The following is a 17321-nucleotide window of genomic DNA, read 5'->3' on the forward strand; positions in this document are numbered from 1 at the left end:
GGGTCACAGTCCAGGCTTCGTCCGCAATTCAACTTCTTAGGTAGAATCCATATATGGAGACCGAGACGGCCACGCGCTGGCTGACCGATGACGAGCAGTGCACCTGGCGCACCCATCTGGATGTCAGCAGACTGCTGATGCACCAGCTTGAGAAGGACCTCCAGCCGTTCGGCCTGACCAACAACGACTACGAGATCCTGGTGAATCTCTCGGAGTCGCCGGAGCACCGGATGCGGATGAGCGACCTCGCCGCGGCCACCCTCCAGTCGAAGAGCCGACTGTCCCACCAGATCACCCGCATGGAGAGCGCGGGTCTGGTCCGCCGGGAGAACTGCGAGTCGGACCGGCGCGGCCTGTACGCCGTCCTCACCGAGCACGGCACGACGACCATGCGGAAGGTCGCCCCGCACCATGTGGCCTCCGTGCGGAAGCACTTCATCGATCTGATGGCCCCCGAGGCGCTGGCGGATCTGCGGCAGTCCCTGGAGCCCGTCGCCGAGCATCTGCGCGGACGGCGCGCCAAGGGCTGACCCGGACGCCTGTGGCCCGCGCGGGCCACAGGCACCACCCTCGGGTCAGCGGTCCGGAGGCCGGGCCCCACCCCGTTGGCCGGTGAGTCGAAGGCGAATCGGGCTCCTCGCCCTTGGACGCGGTCCATGGACGCGTCAGGCGGCGGGCAGCCGCAGCCGGAAGAGCGCCCCGCCCGCCCCGGCGGCAGCGACGGTGAGCCCACCACCGTGCCGTACGGCCACGTCCCGGGCGATGGCGAGCCCGAGTCCGGCCCCTCCCTCGTCCCGGGTACGGGCGTCGTCGAGCCGGACGAACCGCTCGAAGATCCGTTCCCGTTCCGCCTCCGGGACCCCCTCGCCGTCGTCGGCGACCTCCACCACCACATCGCGGCCCTCGGAGCGCACCGTCACCGCGACCGAGGCACGGGCGTGCCGCTGGGCGTTGTCCAGCAGATTGCCGAGCACACGGGCGAGCTGGGACCGCGAACCGTTCACCTCCAGGCCCTCCGCCGCCGTCACCGCCACCGGGACCGTGTCCCCGCTCCGCTGGGAGACCTCCTCCCGCGCCAGCGCCCCGAGGTCGACCCGGGCGGGCGCGGGCCGCTCCCCCGCGTCGAGACGCGCCAGCAGCAGCAGATCGGCGGCGAGCTGCTGAAGCCGCACGGTGTCCGCCACCGCGCCCGGGACGTCCAGCAACTCCGGGTGGGCCGCGCCCACTTCGAGCTGGGTGCGGAGCGAGGCGATGGGGCTGCGCAGTTCGTGCGAGGCGTCGGCGACGAACCGGCGCTGCCGCTCCACGGACGCCTCCAGCGCGGTCAGCGTCTCATTGGTGGTCCGGGCCAGCAGGGCCACCTCGTCCCGGGTGTCCGGCTCCGGCACCCGGCGGGACAGGTCCTCGCTGTGGGTGATGGCCTCCATCTCCCGGCGGATGCCCTCGACCGGCCGCAGCGCCCTGCTCGTCACCAGCCAGGTCACCGCCGCGACCACCAGCAGCAGCGCCGGCAGACCGACCAGCATGGCGTCGCGGACGGTGCCGACGGCGTTCTCCTCCGTCGTCAGCGGGGCACCCGCCCAGACGGTGACGGTGACATCGCTCTCGCCGCTGGTGGCCTCGACGGCGGCGAAGCGGTAACGGGCGGTGTCGCCGTTGACGGTGGCGCTGCCGGTGACGGTCCCGGGGCGGCCCGGCGACACCTGGCCCGGATCGGGCTCGTCGGTCTCGTCGGGCCCGTCGGCGTCGTCGGCCTCGTCGGACGCGCCGTCGCCGTCGGCGGTGTCCTCACCGTCCTGGCCGGGCGGCGGGCACCGCTGCGCCGTCACGGCGCCGCTCCCGGTGCCGGAGATCCGCTCCAGGCCGGGGCTGGCCGCGACCACGCACCCGTTCTCGTCCACGATCTGGATCGGCCGCTCCTCCGCGTCCGACAGATCCAGCTCCTGGCCGAGCGCGTACCGCGAGGCGGTCTCCCGCGCGGTGACCTCGGCTTCGAGCGCTGCCTGCTGCTCCAGGTTCTGGCGCAGCAGCAGCAGGACGGAGAGCCCCGCCGCGATCAGGGCGACCGCGACGACGAGGGTGGCGCCGACGGTGGCCTTCGCCCGTACGGATCTCATGGCGCGGCCACCAGCCGGTAGCCCGCGCCGCGCACGGTCTGGATACGGGGGGCGCCGAGCTTGCGGCGCAGGGAGCTGATGTAGACCTCGATGATGTTGGGGTCGCCGTCATAGGCGAAGTCCCAGACGTGCTCCAGGATCTGCGCCTTGCTGACGACGTCGCCCGCGCGGACCGCGAGCTGTTCCAGGACGGCGAACTCCTTCGCGGTCAGGGTCGTCTCGGTCTCGCCCACGAAGACCCGGCGGGCGGCGGTGTCGACGCGCAGATCGCCGACGGCGAGCACCGGGGAGCCCCCGGCGCGGCCCCGGCGGCGCAGCAGGGCCTTGACCCGGGCGACGAGGACGACATACGAGAACGGCTTGGTCAGATAGTCGTCGGCGCCGGTGTCCAGGCCCTCGGCCTCGTCGTACTCGCCGTCCTTCGCGGTCAGCATGAGGATCGGCATGTCGTGGCCCGCGGCGCGCAGCGCGGCGCAGACGCGGTAGCCGTTCATACCGGGCAGCATGATGTCGAGAATGACCAGGTCGTGGACGCCCTCGGAGGCCATGTGCAGCCCTTCGAGGCCGTCGTGCACCACATCGACGGCGTAGCCCTCGGCGGTCAGCCCCCGGGCCAGCGAGAGCGCGAGCCGCTTCTCGTCCTCCACGATCAACAAACGCATGCGCCCAGGGTCCCAAACCGAAGCTGAAGATCGCTTCAGGTGGCTTCAGGTTGTGTTCAGCATCCCCCGGCGAGATTGGTTCCCGTCACCACAACCGAGCCCCTCACCGGAGGCCCCCCATGAAGCGCAAGTTCGTCATCTCCGCCGCCGTCGCCGCCCTGCTCGCCGGCGGTACGGTCACCGCCGTCGCCGCCTCGGCCGACGACAAGCCGGTGAAGCCGAAGATCTCCTCGTCCGACGCGGTGAACACCGCGCTGAAGGAGCGCTCCGGCACGGTGGGGTCGGTGAGCCTGGACGACGGCGTGTGGGAGATCGAGATCGCCGACGGCAAGGACAAGGGCCACGAGGTGCGCGTCGACGCGAAGAACGGCGAGGTCGTGGGCGTGGAGCGGGACGACCGTGACGACGCCGACGACGCCGCCGACCGCGACGACGTGCCCGCACAGGGCACCAAGGTCGACGCCGAGCGGGCCGCGTCCGCCGCGGTCGCTCTCCAGGCCGGCACCGTCACCGATGTGGAGTTCGAGGACGGCCGCTGGGAGGTCGAGGTCCGTGCGGAGGACGGCACCGAGCACGATGTCCACGTGGACGCGACGACCGGCAAGGCGTCGGCCGCTCCGGCGGACGACGCGGACGACACCGACGACGACGACCGCGACAACGACTGACCCGCGACGCACGATCGCCCCTGCCTCTCCCCCCGAGAGGGGACTGTGCCCCCCCTTCCCGCACCGGACGGGCTGGTCCCTGCCGGTGGGGGGTGCAGGGTCGTCCCCGGAAGGGACCGGCGGAGAACCGCCCGCGCCCGGACGACGGACGTCCGGTCTGCCGGCCCTGAGGAGTCGAGCCCGGAGGCCCCCACATCCCGCACCTGACGGTCCGCCCGCGCCCCGCCCCCCGGGGCACAGGCGAACCCGCACAAAATCAGCCTGTCCGGCGTTTGAGGACGGACCCCGCACCAACGCAAGGCTGACGCGTAAGCCGACGGCCCCCCGCGCGGGCCCGTTGTCGGGGGCCAGCCCCCGAACCCCCGCGCCTCAATCGCCGGCGAGGCTGAATGTGCGCGGGGCAACCTCCCCCAGAGGGGGCACCCCCACGAGGCTGAATGTGTGCGGGCCACCCCCACGGGGCCGGATTTCGGGCACCCCCCGAAGGCTGATCCGGGTCAGCCCCCCACCCCCGTCAAATCGGCAAGAAACGCATCCGACGCCCGATACGGATCAATATCCCCCGCGACGACCCGGCTCGCCAGAGCCGCCAACCGGCGGTCACCGTGGACATCGGCAAGCCGTGTGCGCAGAGCGGTGACGGCGATGGTCTCGATCTCGGCGGCGGCGCGCCGGACCCGCCGGGCGGTGAGCGCGCCGTGCTCCTCCATCCACGCCCGGTGCTTCTCGACCGCCTCGACGAGCTGGTCGATCCCTTCCCCCCGCGCCGCCACCGTCCTGACGATCGGCGGACGCCAGTCCCCCGGCCCCCGCGCCTCCCCGAGCCCGAGCATGTGGTTCAGCTCGCGCGCGGTGGCGTCGGCGCCCTCCCGGTCCGCCTTGTTCACCGCGTAGATGTCGCCGATCTCCAGGATTCCCGCCTTCGCGGCCTGGATTCCGTCCCCCATCCCGGGCGCGAGCAGCACCGCGCAGGTGTCGGCCTGGGCCGCGATCTCCACCTCGGACTGGCCGACCCCGACGGTCTCCACGAGGATCACCTCGCAGCCCGCCGCGTCCAGGACCCGGATGGCCTGGGGGGCGGCCCAGGCGAGCCCCCCGAGATGCCCCCGGGTGGCCATGGAGCGGATGTAGACCCCCGGGTCGGACGCGTGCTCGGACATCCGGACCCGGTCGCCGAGGAGGGCGCCGCCGGAGAAGGGCGAGGACGGGTCGACGGCCAGCACCCCCACCCGTTTCCCGGCCTTGCGGTACGCGGTGACCAGGGCCGACGTGGTGGTGGACTTGCCCACTCCGGGGGAGCCGGTGAGCCCGATGACGAAGGCCCCGCCGGTCAGCGGGGACAGCGCCGCCATCACCTCACGGAGCTGCGGGGACGCCCCCTCCACCAGGGAGATCAGCCGGGCCACGGCCCGGGGCCTGCCCTCCCGTGCCTGGGCGACCAGCTCTGGGACGTCCACCATGAATGCCGCTCCTCTTTCTCCGAACAGATCCGTGCGGGGTGGCCGGGGCGGCTCAGCCCTGGGCCGGCACCCGGAGGATCAGCGCGTCGCCCTGTCCGCCGCCGCCGCACAGCGCCGCCGCGCCCACCCCGCCGCCGCGCCGCTTCAGCTCCAGCGCCAGATGGAGGACGAGCCGGGCCCCGGACATGCCGATGGGATGACCGAGCGCGATCGCCCCGCCGTTGACGTTCACCCTTTCGAGTGACACGCCCAGATCTTTCACGGACTGCACGGCGACGGCGGCGAACGCCTCGTTGATCTCAATGAGGTCGAGGTCGGCGATGTCGATGCCCTCCTTGCGGAGCGCGTGCAGGATCGCGTTGGACGGCTGGGACTGGAGCGAGTTGTCCGGGCCCGCCACATTGCCGTGGGCGCCGATCTCGGCGATCCACTCCAGACCCAGTTCCTCGGCCTTGGCCCGGCTCATCACCACGACGGCGGCGGCGCCGTCGGAGATCTGCGAGGAGGACCCGGCGGTGATCGTGCCGTCGGCGCTGAAGGCGGGCCGCAGCCGGGCCAGGCTCTCCACCGTGGTCTCGGGGCGGATGCCCTCGTCCCGGTCGCACACGACGGGCTCGCCCTTGCGCTGCGGGATCTCCACGGGGGTGATCTCCGCCTCGAAGATCCCGTTCTTCTGCGCGGCGGCGGCCCGCTGGTGGGAGAGCGCGGCGATCTCGTCCTGCTCGGCGCGGCCGATGCCGAGCCGGGTGTTGTGGTGCTCGGTGGACTCGCCCATCGCGATGTTGTCGAAGGCGTCGGTGAGGCCGTCGTACGCCATGGAGTCCAGCATCTCGACGGCGCCGTACTTGAACCCCTCGCGGGACTTCGGCAGCAGATGCGGGGCGTTGGTCATGGACTCCTGGCCGCCCGCGACGACGATGTCGAACTCACCCGCGCGGATGAGCTGGTCCGCCAGGGCGACGGCGTCGAGGCCGGAGAGACAGACCTTGTTGACGGTGAGCGCGGGGACGGACATCGGGATACCCGCACGGACCGCGGCCTGGCGGGCCGGGATCTGCCCGGCGCCCGCCTGGAGCACCTGGCCCATGATCACGTACTCCACCTGCCCGGGTTCGACCCCGGCCCGCTCCAGCGCCGCCCTGATGGCGAAGGCACCGAGGTCGGCGCCGGAGAAGGACTTCAGCGAGCCCAGCAGCCGCCCCATGGGCGTCCGCGCACCCGCGACGATCACGGAGGTGGTACCGGTCGTTCCAGACATGAGCACGATCCCCTTACCGGCCGCCCGGCCGATGAGTGAACGAGGGTTTACTTCAAATGTACTGAGCGGTACCGCCGGGGGTCACCGGGCGGAGAGTGTGATCGCGCGCACCTTGCGTCGTCCTTCCGCCCCGGTTGCACTGGGCGGATGCTGACAAGAATCGACCACATCGGGATCGCGTGTCACGACCTCGACACAACTGTGGAGTTCTACCGGTCCACCTACGGCTTCGAGGTCTTCCACACGGAGGTCAACGAGGAGCAGGGGGTACGGGAGGCCATGCTCCGGATCAACGGCACATCGGACGGCGGCTCCTCGTACATCCAGCTGCTCCAGCCGGTGCGGAAGGACTCCACCGTGGCCACGTGGCTGGCGAAGAACGGGGAGGGCGTTCATCACATCGCCTTCGGCACGGCGGATGTCGACGGGGACGCCCAATCCATTCGGAGCAAGGGAGTCCGGGTTCTCTACGACACCCCGAAGACGGGTTCCATGGGGTCCAGAATCACCTTTCTGCACCCCAAGGACTGTCATGGGGTCCTCACGGAACTCGTCACCTCTGCAACAGAGCACTGACCTCACGATTCCCGGCCCGGTAGAGTGGGCGATTCCGGGCCGGGGCCGGGTCGGGGCCGCGCCGCGTCCTCTCATTTCGATCTGTCACCATTCCCCGGGGAGCCGTTCGTACGCGAACGGCGCTTGTGTGGAGTCAGTTGCGACCAGGGGACGGATGGGACCGCGCAGTGCGGGGCTACGAACGCCAGGAGAGCCACCGAGCTGACGACGACCACCTCTCGCGGTTCGAAGCCGAGATGGACCGGCTGAAGACCGAGCGGGAGAAGGCCGTCCAGCACGCCGAGGACCTCGGCTACCAGGTCGAGGTGTTGCGCGCCAAGCTCCATGAGGCGCGCCGCAGCCTCGCGGCGCGTCCCGCCTACGACAGCGCCGACCTCGGGTATCAGACCGAGCAGATGCTGCGGAACGCGCAGGCGCAGGCCGACCAGATGCGGCAGGACGCCGAGCGGGAGCTGCGGGAGGCCCGCGCCCAGACCCAGCGCATCCTCCAGGAGCACGCCGAGCACCAGGCCCGGCTCCAGGCCGAGCTGCACACCGAGGCGAACCAGCGCCGACAGCGGCTCGACCAGGAGCTGGCGGAGCGCCGCCGCACCGTCGAGGCGCACGTCAACGAGAACGTGGCCTGGGCCGAGCAGCTCCGGACCCGGACCGAGTCGCAGGCCCGCAGACTGCTCGACGAGTCCAGGACCGAGGCCGAGCAGGCCGTCTCCCAGGCCCGTGCCGAGTCCCAGCGGCTCTCCGACGAGACCCGCAGACGGGTGAACGGGGAGGCCGAGGCCGCCCGCGCCGAGGCCGAGTCGATCCTGCTGCGCGCCCGCAAGGACGCCGAGCGGCTGCTGAACGCGGCCTCCGGCCAGGCGCAGGAGGCCGCCGCCCACGCCGAGCAGCTCCGCACCACCACCGCCACCGAGGCCGAGCAGGTCCGGACCCGGGCCACCGAGCTGAACCGGACGGCCGAGCAGCACTTCCAGGAGGCCGAGGAGCGGCTGCGCGAGGCGCGGACCGAGGCCGACCGGGTGATGTCCGAGGCCAAGGAGTCCGCCGCCAAGCGGCTGGCGTCCGCCGAGTCGGACAACGAGCAGCGCACCCGGACCGCGAAGGCGGAGATCGCCCGGCTGGTCGCCGAGGCCACCGGCGAGGCCGAGGCGCTGAAGGCGGAGGCCGAGCAGGTCCTCGCCGACGCCAGGACCGAGACCGAGAAGCAGGTGGCCGCCGCCACCGAGCAGGCGCGCACGGAGGCGGCGAAGGACTCCGCCGCCCAGCTCGCGAAGGCGGCGCGGACCGCCGAGGAGATCCTCACCAAGGCGTCCGACGACGCCCGGGGGACCACGTCCACGGCGGGCGAGGAGGCCGAGCGCATCCGCGGTGAGGCCCAGGCCGAGGCGGACCGGCTGCGCACCGAGGCCGAGGCCCAGGCCGACCAGCTCAAGGGCGCGGCGAAGGACGACACCAAGGAGTACCGCGCCCGGACCGTCGAGCTCCAGGAGGAGGCGCGGCGGCTGCGCGGCGAGGCCGAGCAGCTCCGGTCCGAGGCGGTGGCCGAGGGCGAGCGCATCCGTACCGAGGCGCGCCGGGAGGCCGTCCAGCAGATCGAGGAGGCGGCCGGTTCCGCCGAGGAGATCGTCGCGAAGGCACGGACCGACGCCGACGGGCTGCGGACGGCGGCGGAGACGGACAGCGAACGGGTCCGTACCGAGGCGGCCGAGCGCGCGGGCACGCTGCGGCGGCAGGCCGACGAGACCCTGGAGCGGAGCCGCGAGGAGGCCGACCGGCTGCACGCCGAGGCCGAGGAGCAGGCCGCCGGGGTCCGGGAGGGCGCCGAGCGCGCCGCCCGGGAGCTGCGCGAGGAGACCGAGCGCGCGGTGGCCGTCCGGCAGGAGGAGGCCGCGGCCGAGGTCACCCGGGTCCAGGACGAGACCGACGCCCGGCTGCGGGCCGCCGAGCAGACCCTGACCGACGCGCGCGCCGAGGGCGAGCGGACGCGGCGGGAGGCCGCCGAGGAGACCGAGCGGCTGCGGGCCGAGGCCGCCGAGCGGGTCCGTACCCTCCAGGCGCAGGCCGACGAGGCGGCCGACCGGCTGCGCGACGAGGCCGCCGCCGACGCCTCCGCGGCCCGCGCCGAGGCGGAGAACCTGGCGGTGCGGCTGCGCAGCGACGCGGCGAGCGAGGCCGAGCGGCTCAAGAACGAGGCGCAGGACACCGCGGACCGGCTGCGCGCGGAGGCCGCCGCCGCCGCCGAGCGGGTCGGGGCGGAGGCCGCCGAGGCGCTGGCCGCCGCGCGGGAGGAGGCCGAGCGCCGCCGCCGGGAGGCCGAGGGCATCCTGGAGTCCGCGCGCGCCGAGGCCGGCGAGGAGCGGGAGCGGGCCCGGGAGCAGAGCGAGGAGCTGCTGGCGTCCGCCCGCCGCCGGGTCGAGGAGGCGCAGGCCGAGGCGCACCGGCTGGTCGAGGAGGCGGAGAACCGGGCCGCGGAGCTGGTGGCCGCCGCCGAGCAGAGCGCCCGGCAGATCCGGGACTCGGTCTCGGGGCTGCACGCGCAGGCCGAGGAGGAGATCACCGGGCTGCGGTCGGCCGCGGAGCACGCGGCGGAGCGGACCCGGGCTGAGGCGCAGGACGAGGCCGACCGGCTGCGTTCCGACGCGCACGCGGAGCGGGACCGGGCCGCCGAGGACGTGGCCGCCCTGCGGGCGCGCGCCGCGGAGGAGACCGAGGCGGCGAAGGCGCTCGCCGAGCAGACCGTCACGGACGCGGTCACGGAGGCGGACCGGCTGCGCGCCGAGACCATCGCGGAGATGGAGACGCTGCGCACGGAGACCGTGGCCGAGGCCGAGCGGGTGGGCGCGGAGGCGGTCGCGGACGCCGAGCGGCTGCGCGCGGACACCGCGGAGTACGCGCAGCGGATGCGGACGGAGGCGTCCGACGCGGCGGCCTCGGCCGACCAGGACGCGGCCCGTACCCGGGCGGACGCCCGGGAGGACGCGAACCGTATCCGTTCGGAGGCCGCGGCGCAGGCCGACCGGCTCATGGGCGAGGCGGCGTCGGAGGGCGACCAGATCCGCGCGGAGGCCCAGCAGGTGCTGGACGAGGCGCGGCAGACGGCCGACAAGCGGCGCGCGGACGCCGCCGAGCAGGCCGATCAGCTCGTCGCCGAGGCGCAGAGCGACGCGGAGCGGGTGCGGACCGAGAGCGAGCAGGTGCTCACCAAGGCCCGGCAGACCGCCGACAAGCGCCGTACGGACGCCGCCGAGCAGGCCGACCGGCTGGTCGCCGAGGCGAGCGGCGAGGCCGAGCGGCTGCTGAACGAGGCCCGGGCGGAGGCCGAGCGGCTGCGGGCCGAGGCCGCCGACACGGTGGGTGCCGCGCAGCAGGCGGCGGAGCGCATGCGGGCCGAGTCCGAGCAGAAGCAGACGGACGCGGACGCGGCCGTGGAGCGGATGCGGACCGACGCGCAGGACGCCGCCGACCGGCTGGTGGACGAGGCGCGGCAGGCCGCGGACAAGCGGCGCGCGGACGCCGCCGGGCAGGCAGACGAGCTGGTCGCGAAGGCGCAGGAGGAGGCGGTGCGGGCCGCGCTCGAATCCGAGAAGCGGGCCGACGCGCTGGTGGGCGCGGCCCGTCAGGAGTCGGAGCGGCTGGTCGCCGAGGCGACCGTGGAGGGCAACTCCCTGGTGGAGAAGGCCCGTACGGACGCGGACGAGCTGCTGGTGGGCGCCCGCCGGGACGCCACCGCGATAAGGGAGCGCGGCGAGGAGCTGCGGACCCGGGTGGAGAGTGAGGTCGAGGAGTTGCACGAGCGGGCCCGCAGGGAGACCGCCGAGCAGATGAAGACCACCGGTGAGCGGGTCGACCAGCTCATGAAGGCGGCGACCGCGCAGGAGGCCGAGGCCCGGGCGAAGGTCAAGGAGCTGCTGTCCGACGCCGACGCGGAGGCGAGCAAGGTCCGGATCTCCGCGGTCAAGCGGGCCGAGGGGCTGCTCAAGGAGGCCGAGCAGAAGAAGGCCGACCTGACCCGGCAGGGCGAGCGCATCCGGGCGGAGGCCGAGGCGGAGGCGGAGCGGCTGGTCGGTGAGGGCCAGCGCGAGCTGGAGGTGCTGGTGCGCCGCCGGGCGGACATCCAGACGGAAATCTCGCGGGTGCAGGACGTGCTGGAGGCGCTGGAGACCTTCGAGGCGCCGGGCGCGGGCGGAAAGCCCTCCGGTGGCGCGGGTGTCAGGGCGGGCGCGGGAGGCGGCGGCCGTTCGGTCGGCAAGTCGGGCGGCTGACCGCCCCTCGCACCCCCGCCTTCCGGTCGCCGTCCCCGGACGGGCCCGGGGCGCGCCGGTGGACCGGTACGGATGTGCCGTACCGGCGCGGCGCACCCGGCACACGGACGGCGCGGCGTTCGGGCGAACCCGGGAACAGCCGGGGAGTGCCGGGCCGGGATCGGGGAAGGCGATCTGTGCGGCGGCTGCCCGGCGGGGTCCGGACGGTTCGGCGCGGGAGCCGCAGGTGTCACAGAAGTCCCTGAGCCGCGCCGGGTGCGGCCCGTCCGGAGCGGAGACGGACGGGCGCGGGCGGTGCCCGGTGCCGCGGCGCGGTCGTCACGGGAACGGAGTCCGCGCGGAACAGGGCGCCGGGCGGGCCGCGGTGACGAGCGGTGAGAAGTCCGGAAAGAACGGGGAACGGCCCCGGAGCGGCCGTATCGGCGGACGCGCGCCACCCGCCGGCGGACCCGACGACGCGTCAGGATACGAGAGACACGCGCCAGCCACCCGAAAGGCTGGACATTCTCCAGATCAAACCGACATCCGCTCGATGACACGCCGCTCGGGCCCCTAGGATTCCCTCTATCACCTCACCGGTCTCTTTCGACAGGAACCCCATGAGCGACACATCCTCCCCCTTCGGCTTCGAGCTCGTGCGGCGTGGTTACGACCGCGGCCAGGTGGACGACCGCATTACCAAGCTCGTCGCCGACCGTGACAGTGCGCTGGCCCGAATCACCTCTCTGGAAAAGCGCATCGAGGAACTGCATCTCGAAACGCAGAACGCCCAGGCCCAGGTGGCCGAGTCGGAGCCGTCGTACGCCGGTCTCGGCGCCCGCGTCGAAAAGATCCTCCGGCTGGCCGAGGAGGAGGCGAAGGATCTGCGCGAGGAGGCGCGCCGCGCCGCCGAACAGCACCGTGAGCTGGCGGAATCCGCTGCTCAGCAGGTGCGGAACGATGCCGAGTCGTTCGCCGCCGAGCGCAAGGCGAAGGCCGAGGACGAGGGTGTCCGCATCGTCGACAAGGCGAAGAGCGACGCCCAGCAGCTCCGCTCCGAGGCGCAGAAGGACGCGCAGTCCAAGCGGGAGGAGGCGGACGCGCTCTTCGAGGAGACCCGGGCCAAGGCCGCGCAGGCGGCGGCGGACTTCGAGACCAACCTCGCCAAGCGGCGCGAGCAGTCCGAGCGCGATCTGGCCTCGCGTCAGGCGAAGGCGGAGAAGCGGCTCGCGGAGATCGAGCACCGCGCCGAGCAGCTCCGGCTGGAGGCCGAGAAGCTGCGCACGGACGCCGAGCGCCGGGCCCGCCAGACGGTGGAGACGGCCCAGCGCCAGGCCGAGGACATCGTCGCGGACGCCAACGCCAAGGCCGACCGGGTGCGCAGCGAGTCGGAGCGCGAGCTGGCGGCGCTCACCAACCGCCGTGACTCGATCAACGCGCAGTTGACCAACGTCCGCGAGATGCTGGCGACGCTGACGGGCGCGGCGGTGGCCGCCGCCGGTTCCCCCGTCGACGACGAGATCTCGCGCGGTGTCCCCGCCCAGCAGTCCCGCTGAACACCCGTCCGACACCCGGGCCGCCCCTGCGGGCCCCCCGGCGAGACGTCTGTGGAAAGCCCCCCGTCCCTCCAGTGGCGGGGGGCTTTCCGCGCCCTTAGCGTGGCCGCATGATCGAGCTGGACGGTCTCACCAAACGGTTCGGGGCCAAGGTCGCCGTCGACCGGCTCTCGTTCCGGGTCAGACCCGGGATGGTGACGGGCTTCCTGGGCCCGAACGGGGCCGGGAAGTCCACCACCATGCGCATGATGCTCGATCTCGACCGCCCGACCGCGGGCCGGGTGCGGATCGACGGCCGGAGCTACCGGGATCTCGCCGAGCCGCTCACCGCCATCGGCGCGCTGCTGGAGGCCCGCTCGGTGCACGGCGGGCGGAGCGCGTACCACCATCTGCTCTGGCTGGCGCAGTCGAACCGCATCCCCACCGCCCGGGTGCGGCAGGTGCTGGACGTCGTCGGGCTGACGGCGGTGGCGCACAAGAAGGCGAAGGGCTTCTCGCTGGGCATGGCGCAGCGGCTGGGGATCGCGGCGGCGCTCCTCGGCGATCCGCGGGTGCTGCTCTTCGACGAGCCCGTCAACGGCCTCGACCCCGAGGGCATCCACTGGATCCGCCATCTGATGAAGCGGCTCGCCTCGGAGGGGCGGACGATCTTCGTCTCCTCGCACCTGATGAGCGAGATGGCCCTCACCGCCGACCATCTGATCGTGATCGGCCAGGGGCGGCTGCTGGCGGACACCTCGATGGCCTCGTTCATCCAGGAGAACTCGCGCAGCTATGCCCGGGTCCGCTCGCCGGAGCACGAGCGGCTGACGGAGGTGCTGCGCTCGGCGGGGTTCACCCCGGTGGAGGCGGGCGGCGGCACGCTGGAGGTGGACGGCGCGACCCCGGAGCGGCTCGGGGAGCTGGCGGCGCAGCACCGGATCACCCTGCACGAGCTGAGCGCGCAGCGGGCCTCGCTGGAGGAGGCGTTCATGCGGATGACGGCAGGCGCGGTGGAGTACCACGCGCACGGGACGGCCGAGGGGCCCACCACGGCGCCGCCGGGGCCGCGGGGGCCCCGCTGGGGCGAGGACTTTCGCCGGGGCGGCCCCGGGGGCCGCACGGACCGCGGGGAGGGCTGAGCGGTGTCTTCCGTTCCGGCGGTGCTCCAGGCGGAGTGGACCAAGATCCGTACGGTGTCCTCGACGGTGTGGACGCTGGTGAGCGCGTTCGTCGTGACGGTGGCGATGGGCGGGGCGCTGTGCGCGCTGTTCCGCTCGGGCTTCGAGCGGCTGAGCCCGCAGCAGCAGCTCGCCTTCGACCCGACCTTCGCGAGCTTCTCGGGCATGGTGCTGGGGCAGCTCGCGATGGTGGTCTTCGGGGTGCTGGTGGTGGGGACGGAGTACAGCTCCGGCATGATCCGCGCCTCGCTGGCGGCGGTGCCGCGGCGCGGGATGTTCCTCTTCGGGAAACTGGCGGTGGCGACGGCGCTCGCGCTGCTGGTGGGGTTCGCGACGAGTTTCGCGGCCTTCTTCACCGGTCAGGCGGCTCTGGGCAGCGGGCTGCGGACGACGCTGGGCGCGGAGAACGTGCTGCGGGCCGTGCTCGGCGGGGGGATCTACATGGGGCTGATCGCGCTGTTCTCGATGGCGGTCGCCACCATGCTGCGGAGTTCGATGCTGGCACTCGGCATTCTCATGCCGTTCTTCTTCCTGGTTTCGCAGATTCTGGCTTCGGTACCCCGGGCGAAGACGGTCGCGCAGTACTTCCCTGATCAGGCGGGCGCGAAAATCATGCAGGTGGTGCCGGACGCGCTGGGAAGTGCGCACACTCCGTACGGTCCGTGGAGCGGTCTCGGGATCATGGCGTTGTGGGTGGTGGCCGCGATTGCCGGTGCGTATCTGGTGCTGCGGAACCGCGACGCCTGACAGGACCGGGACGGAATTCCCCCTGGTTCTCGTCCCCGAATCCCCCCGGAATCGTCCCGGAATCCCCCCGGGTTTCCCCGCTTTCCCGGGCCGCCCCACCAGGCGATCGTGATGAAAGCGTTACCACGTGGCCGGAACTCAACGGAGGTCGTTATCCTCTTTAGACTTACGGGGGCGTACGGCCAGTGGCGTGTGCCCCGACGACGATCGAAAGTCGATGGGGCTGGAGAATGATCGAGGCAGTCGGCCTGACAAAGCGCTATGGCGACAAGACGGCCGTCCACAACCTTTCCTTCCAGGTGCGGCCGGGTGCCGTCACCGGATTCCTCGGCCCCAACGGTGCCGGCAAGTCGACGACCATGAGGATGATCCTCGGACTCGACACCCCCAGCGAGGGCACGGTGACCATCGGCGGACGCCCGTTCCGGCAGACGCCGAACGCGCCCCGCCAGGTGGGCGCGCTGCTCGACGCCAAGGCCGTGCACGGCGGGCGCAGCGCCCGCAACCACCTGCTGTCGCTGGCACAGCTCTCGGGCATACCGGCCCGCCGGGTGGACGAGGTCCTGGGTGTGGTCGGCCTCCAGGAGGTCGCGAGGAAGCGCTCGAAGGGCTTCTCGCTCGGCATGGGCCAGCGGCTCGGTATCGCGGCGGCCCTCCTCGGCGACCCGCAGGTGCTGCTCTTCGACGAGCCCGTCAACGGCCTCGACCCCGAGGGCATCCTCTGGGTCCGCAATCTGATGAAGCAGCTCGCCGCCGAGGGCCGCACGGTCTTCGTCTCCTCGCACCTGATGAGTGAGATGGCCCTCACCGCCGACCATCTGATAGTGATCGGCCGGGGTCAGCTCCTCGCGGACATGAGCGTCACCGACTTCATCTCGGCGAACTCGGCCGACTTCGCACGGGTGCGCACCCCCGACACCGATCCGGCGCTGCGCGAGAAGCTGTCCGCCGCGCTGAACGGGGCGGGCGGGCAGGTCATGCCGGAGCCGGACGGCGCGCTGCGCGTGATGGGGCTGGAGCTGCCGCGGATCAGCGACCTCGCCCATGAGACCGGGGTGCGGCTGTGGGAGCTGTCGCCGCACCGGGCCTCGCTGGAGGAGGCGTACATGCGGATGACGCAGGGCGCCGTCGACTACCGCTCATCCGACGACAAGAAGTCCGGTCTGATGGAGCAGGCGCGGCCGGGCTTCGCACCCCCGCCGCAGGTTCCCGAGGTGCCGCAGCAGGGCTGGTACGCCCCGCCGCCGCCCGCGCAGGGGGTCCAGGCCCCGTTCGCGCCGGGGACGCGGACGGCCGCCGTGCCGCCGGTGCCTCCCGCGCCCGCCGCCCCGGTGCAGGACCCGCGCCTCGCGCCGCCGGTCGTGCCGCCGGCGCCGCAGGCCACCGCTCCCGCCGCCGCCCCGACCCTGTCCGAGGACCCCCGATGACGACCCCGTACCCGCAGCAGCAGGGCGCGTTCAGCGCCTCTTACACCTCACCCATCCCGGTGCGCAAGGCCACGCTCGGCGACGCGCTCGCCTCGGAGTGGACCAAAATCCGATCCGTGCGGTCCACCATGTGGACGCTCGGCGTCATGGCGCTGCTCATGCTCGGCCTCGGTCTCCTGGTCGCCGCCATCGTCGGCAGCGCCGACCCGGACGAGACGGGCGTCGCCGACCAGTCGGTCCTCGGCCTCGGCTTCTTCGGCGTCCTGCTCAGCAGCGTCTGCGTGATCACCCTCGGGGTGCTGACGATCACCTCGGAGTACGGCACCGGGATGATCCGGACCACGCTGACCGCCTGCCCCTCCCGGGGCCGGGTGCTGGCCGCCAAGTCCCTCGTGTTCTTCCTGCTCGTCTTCTCCGTGACCTTCGTCCTCACCCTGGTGGTGGGCGCGCTCCAGGTCTCCCTGATCACCGGGGCGCCCGCGCCCAGCGGTGCGGAGTGGGCCCGCGGCACCCTCGGCGTCAGCCTCTACCTCGCCTTCCTGGGGCTGCTCTCGCTGGCCGTCGGCACGCTGATCCGCCACTCCGCCGGCGCCATCACCCTCATGATCGGCGCGGTGCTGCTGCCCCTGGTGGCCGCGATGTTCATGTTCGCGGAGTCGCTCCAGGGCGTGCGGGAGGCGATGTTCGACTACTCCATCCCCAACCAGATCGTCATGATCTACGACTCGGTGCCCGGCGAGAGCGGCCCGCAGGGCTGGGAGCCCGTGGGCATCATGATGGTGATCTCCGCCATCGTCCTCGGCAGCGCCTACGCCGTGCTCAAAAGCCGCGATGTCTGAGCACCGAGGGGCCTCCGCGCCGACGGGCTGACCGGCCGACGGCCCCGGCCCGGTCAGCGCCTCGGCGCCGACTCCGGCCCCGGGCCCCGGTCAGTGCTTCGGCGCGTTACGGGACCGCTGCACCCGCGTGGTGCGGCGGTCCTTCGCGTTCCAGCACGCCTTGTGCCAGTGCCGCCGGTCGTCCACACCGCCGTGCTCGGGCCAGGCCACCACGTGCGGTACGCCCACGATCTCCTGGTCGCAGCCGGGACAGCGGTAGCGCTTCCCCTCGGCGCTCGCACCAGCCACCAGGCGCACGGCCCAGTCCTCACCCTGCCAGGACTCGGTCCGGCCGAAACCCCCATAGCGGTCGGACGGTTCATCGGAGTGTGCGGGGGAACGGTCACCGCCCTTGGGGCGGTTGCGGCGGGGGGACACGTGGACACCTCACGGGCGCGCGGAGACGATGTGCGGATCTCCAGCCTACGGGCCACCGCCGGGGGTACACGTACCGCGCGAGCGGGGTGACCGGGCCTCCCACCGGCGCGGTTACCGGACAATCGCAAGAGATTCACGAGGAGCCGTGCCCTTGGCACGTGTCAGACGTTAGTGCCGGTGGGGGAAAGAGAGACGC

At 72.9% G+C, this 17321-nt stretch carries 14 protein-coding genes; 9 read left to right on the forward strand and 5 right to left on the reverse strand.

From position 1 onward, the window contains the following. The first annotated feature begins 53 nt into the window (after window positions 1–53). On the forward strand, window positions 54–530 hold the full coding sequence (locus CRV15_RS06985; RefSeq protein WP_003952389.1) for a MarR family winged helix-turn-helix transcriptional regulator: 477 nt from the start codon (window positions 54–56) through the stop codon (window positions 528–530). Window positions 531–665: 135 nt separating this feature from the next. On the opposite strand, the gene CRV15_RS06990 is transcribed toward CRV15_RS06985, so the two are convergent. Further along, complete coding sequence (locus CRV15_RS06990; protein WP_003952390.1) at window positions 666–2117, reverse strand: sensor histidine kinase; 1452 nt, start codon at window positions 2115–2117, stop codon at window positions 666–668. After that, window positions 2114–2779: a response regulator transcription factor gene (locus tag CRV15_RS06995; RefSeq protein WP_003952391.1), complete on the reverse strand. Its 666-nt coding sequence runs from the start codon at window positions 2777–2779 to the stop codon at window positions 2114–2116. The genes CRV15_RS06990 and CRV15_RS06995 overlap by 4 nt, the downstream gene beginning before the upstream one ends. Before the next feature lie 119 nt (window positions 2780–2898). On the opposite strand from CRV15_RS06995, the gene CRV15_RS07000 reads away from it, so the two are divergent. Further along, on the forward strand, window positions 2899–3447 hold the full coding sequence (locus CRV15_RS07000; protein ID WP_003952392.1) for a PepSY domain-containing protein: 549 nt from the start codon (window positions 2899–2901) through the stop codon (window positions 3445–3447). A gap of 497 nt (window positions 3448–3944) precedes the next feature. On the opposite strand, the gene meaB is transcribed toward CRV15_RS07000, so the two are convergent. Continuing rightward, entirely contained in the window at window positions 3945–4907 is a 963-nt protein-coding gene (meaB, locus tag CRV15_RS07005; RefSeq protein WP_003952393.1) for a methylmalonyl Co-A mutase-associated GTPase MeaB, read from the reverse strand. 52 nt (window positions 4908–4959) lie between these two features. Next, window positions 4960–6165, reverse strand: coding sequence for an acetyl-CoA C-acetyltransferase (locus tag CRV15_RS07010; protein ID WP_003952394.1), 1206 nt, complete (start codon window positions 6163–6165; stop codon window positions 4960–4962). Window positions 6166–6312: 147 nt separating this feature from the next. Between CRV15_RS07010 and mce the strand changes: the two genes are divergently transcribed. From mce to CRV15_RS07045, 7 genes are all read left to right on the forward strand, one after another. After that, window positions 6313–6741, forward strand: a complete 429-nt coding sequence (gene mce / locus CRV15_RS07015; RefSeq protein ID WP_003952395.1) for a methylmalonyl-CoA epimerase — start codon at window positions 6313–6315, stop codon at window positions 6739–6741. Between the two features lie 167 nt (window positions 6742–6908). Further along, window positions 6909–11000, forward strand: coding sequence for a polarized growth protein Scy (gene scy / locus CRV15_RS07020; protein WP_009997572.1), 4092 nt, complete (start codon window positions 6909–6911; stop codon window positions 10998–11000). Window positions 11001–11599: 599 nt separating this feature from the next. Next, the gene (locus CRV15_RS07025) at window positions 11600–12535 is read left to right on the forward strand and encodes a coiled-coil domain-containing protein (RefSeq protein WP_003952398.1); all 936 of its coding nucleotides are present in this window, start codon (window positions 11600–11602) and stop codon (window positions 12533–12535) included. Between the two features lie 110 nt (window positions 12536–12645). Continuing rightward, on the forward strand, window positions 12646–13656 hold the full coding sequence (locus CRV15_RS07030; protein WP_003952399.1) for an ATP-binding cassette domain-containing protein: 1011 nt from the start codon (window positions 12646–12648) through the stop codon (window positions 13654–13656). A gap of 3 nt (window positions 13657–13659) precedes the next feature. Further along, a complete protein-coding gene (locus tag CRV15_RS07035) occupies window positions 13660–14442 on the forward strand; it encodes an ABC transporter permease (protein ID WP_003952400.1) in 783 nt (260 codons plus the stop codon). A 230-nt stretch (window positions 14443–14672) separates the two neighbouring features. After that, on the forward strand, window positions 14673–15869 hold the full coding sequence (locus CRV15_RS07040) for an ABC transporter ATP-binding protein (RefSeq protein WP_003952401.1): 1197 nt from the start codon (window positions 14673–14675) through the stop codon (window positions 15867–15869). Next, the gene (locus CRV15_RS07045; RefSeq protein ID WP_003952402.1) at window positions 15866–16708 is read left to right on the forward strand and encodes an ABC transporter permease; all 843 of its coding nucleotides are present in this window, start codon (window positions 15866–15868) and stop codon (window positions 16706–16708) included. The genes CRV15_RS07040 and CRV15_RS07045 overlap by 4 nt, the downstream gene beginning before the upstream one ends. A gap of 90 nt (window positions 16709–16798) precedes the next feature. Here the strand turns inward: CRV15_RS07045 and CRV15_RS07050 are convergent, their stop codons facing one another. Next, the gene (locus CRV15_RS07050; RefSeq protein ID WP_003952404.1) at window positions 16799–17125 is read right to left on the reverse strand and encodes a hypothetical protein; all 327 of its coding nucleotides are present in this window, start codon (window positions 17123–17125) and stop codon (window positions 16799–16801) included. Window positions 17126–17321 lie beyond the last annotated feature (196 nt).

The organism is Streptomyces clavuligerus (assembly GCF_005519465.1).
GTDB classification, from domain to species: Bacteria; Actinomycetota; Actinomycetes; order Streptomycetales; family Streptomycetaceae; genus Streptomyces; species Streptomyces clavuligerus.